Source organism: Vibrio sp. 10N.261.52.A1, from assembly GCF_002876325.1.
In the GTDB taxonomy this organism is placed as follows: Bacteria; Pseudomonadota; Gammaproteobacteria; order Enterobacterales; family Vibrionaceae; genus Vibrio; species Vibrio chagasii.
Genome location: NZ_MCYD01001203.1, coordinates 1 through 2,478, shown reverse-complemented (window position 1 = coordinate 2,478; position 2,478 = coordinate 1). Strand labels below are relative to the sequence as shown.

The 2,478-nt window shown below is 42.5% G+C and carries 3 protein-coding genes; all 3 read left to right on the top strand.

Annotated elements, in window-relative coordinates; translation table 11 throughout:
- Position 1: 1 nt before the first annotated feature.
- On the top strand, positions 2-724 hold the full coding sequence (locus BCT81_RS25560; RefSeq protein ID WP_102426281.1) for a pilus assembly protein CpaB: 723 nt from the start codon (positions 2-4) through the stop codon (positions 722-724).
- 1 nt (position 725) lies between these two features.
- Positions 726-2,051 carry a pilus assembly protein N-terminal domain-containing protein gene (locus BCT81_RS25555; RefSeq protein WP_004737214.1) on the top strand — a complete coding sequence of 442 codons (1,326 nt, stop codon included), beginning with the start codon at positions 726-728 and terminating at the stop codon, positions 2,049-2,051.
- Positions 2,051-2,478: ATPase (locus BCT81_RS25550; protein ID WP_102426280.1), on the top strand; the 428-nt coding region annotated here is incomplete at its 3' end. The genes BCT81_RS25555 and BCT81_RS25550, both read left to right, overlap by 1 nt.

Sequence of the window (2,478 nt, the reverse complement as noted above, 5' to 3'; positions counted from 1 at the left end):
GATATATATCAATAGTAATTATATTTCATCGGACAAAGAGCCACAACAAGTCCAGAAAAAAGAAGAACTCAAAGTGAGTATTTTAGTCGCTCAACAAGAGATCAAGCGCTCTCAACCCTTGACTCCCAATTTTTACGAGAAGAAGTTTGTCCATATATCGGATTTAGACGGCTATTACTATACCTTAGAAAAAGACATTGTTGTTCAACCTGGGGCTCTTTTTAAAGAAGACATCAAAGAAGGTACTTATTTAACACAAGAGATGATTTCAAACCCAGGAGACCGAGATTATATGTATCTGTCGCTTAATGATGGCGAATTGCCTTATTTTTATGAAGTAACAGGCATCGGGGTTGTACAAACATCGACTCTTACTCCTGGCGATAAAGTGAGCTTTGTTTCTACTACATCTTCAAAATCAAACCTAGTAGAGAGTGGATATGGAGACATCGGTGATTTGGTCAGCCGAGTCATTATTAGTGGAGCGCGAGTATTACAGGTGATTAAAGGTAGCGAAGATACCGATTCACAAGATGCTGAAGATAAAAAATACAGCTTAGTTATTGCTCTAAATATGCGCAGTGTATTGAAACTCGAAATGGCTCAAAAAATTGGGGATGTAAATATCATTCCTTCAGAAATTGAAAACCGCTATTTATCTATTCGCAGTAGTGACTTATTAGAAACACAGTTTGGTGTCAGAGAACTACGTGGTAAGGACTAACATGAATTTAAACAAACAACATATAGCCTTGCTATTGTCTGCAATTCTCTCTTGCCCATTGCTCGCATCTGACTTAATGAACTTAGATCAAGGTGCGGCGAAGACCATTAATTTAAAGAGACAAATATCGACAGTATTTGTAGCGAACCAAGAGATCGCTGACTACAAAATTATTGATGAAAACAAGGTTGTCGTTTATGGCGTTGGCCAAGGCACTACTTCAGTGATTGTTTATGATCGTGGCGGAAACGAAATTTACAATGCTGAATTGGTGGTTAATCAAAGTCTAAGGCTACTAAAGCAGACGCTAATCGCACGATTCCCTGATGAAAACGTAGTGGTTTCCAATATCGGTGATCAAGTGGTACTCGATGGTATTGTTGGCAGTGAAGAGATTAAACAGAAGATCAACCGCCTTGTCGGTGAAATGCTTAATAAAGAACGTCGTCGTGCCGCTTACGAACTCAAAGATGCAGACGGTGAAGCGCTCGACGAAATAGAGTACACCGCACAATACAACTACGACCAAGTGATTAATAACTTAAAAGTGCTTACCACCGAGCAGATCAACGTAAAACTAACGGTTGCGGAAGTCTCGAGTTCATTTTTAACCGAGTTGGGTGTGACTTATAGTGACAGCGGTGAGCCAGGTACTTTTGTTAATAAGCTGCTCGACTTTACCGCTCAGGATATTGTTGCTGTTATTTCTGCGAGCGGTGATGACAAGATTGGACGCGTGCTGGCAGAGCCCAATCTATCCGTTATTTCTGGCGAACAGGCTAGCTTCCTAGCGGGTGGTGAAATCCCAATCGCGGTGCGAGACGAAGATGGCATTACCATCTCCTATAAAGAGTATGGTGTTAAATTGGCGATGGTGGCAAAGGTCACGGATACAGAGAACATCCGCTTAACCTTGATACCAGAAGTGAGCTCAATTGATGAATCAAATAAGACCACGACCGGGCTTATTTCCGTGCCTTCGTTACGTACTAGAAGAGCCCAAACTACGGTCCATTTGAAAGATGGCCAAAGCTTTGTACTCGCAGGACTGCTGACTTCAGAAGAGCGTGAATCGTTAACCAAGATTCCAATTTTGGGTGACATCCCAATCTTGGGCGCACTGTTCAGTCACACCTCTACTAACCGCTCTAAAACTGAACTCATTATCGTCGCTACGGTTAATTTAGTCGATCCAGTTGAGCAAGAGCAGGTCAAACTGCCGAGCTTTAGGCGTACCAGCGACCTTGAACGACTCCTGAGAATCGACCTTTCTGAACTTGATGAGCCAGAGCTAGAAAACACAATCAACCAAGGAGGGTTCAACTGATGAAATGGATCGCTATTACTCTACTAGTACTGCTTGCCTCTGCTTGTACGCATGTTGATAGCACGAACACCAGTGTTATTGAGCAACTAGAAGAACGCTTCGAGTTTGATACAACGATCAGCGAAGATTCAATGTCACGCTCTGTGGCTTTTATTCGAGAGCTGAATGCAAGAGAGCCTAAGTCAACGTTCTACGTCAAATACAAGCCAGATGCGAGTGAGTTCGTAGCTAAGTTTCGAGATAGGTTTAAATCGGAGTCGATCGCCAAAGACAGATATAAAGTCGAGCTTGCTGCTGATGACCAGCAGAAAAACATCCTGATCATAGGGCGATACGTTCGCATTAAAAGCAGTGATTGCGGCGTGATGGTGTTTTCGAAACGTGAGGACTACCAATTTGGCTGTAGTGTTGAGCACAACCGTAACAT

Bases quoted from the DNA above. Each gene is read 5' to 3' on its own strand.
- BCT81_RS25555 (WP_004737214.1), top strand. From the start codon at position 726: ATGAATTTAAACAAACAACATATAGCCTTGCTATTGTCTGCAATTCTC.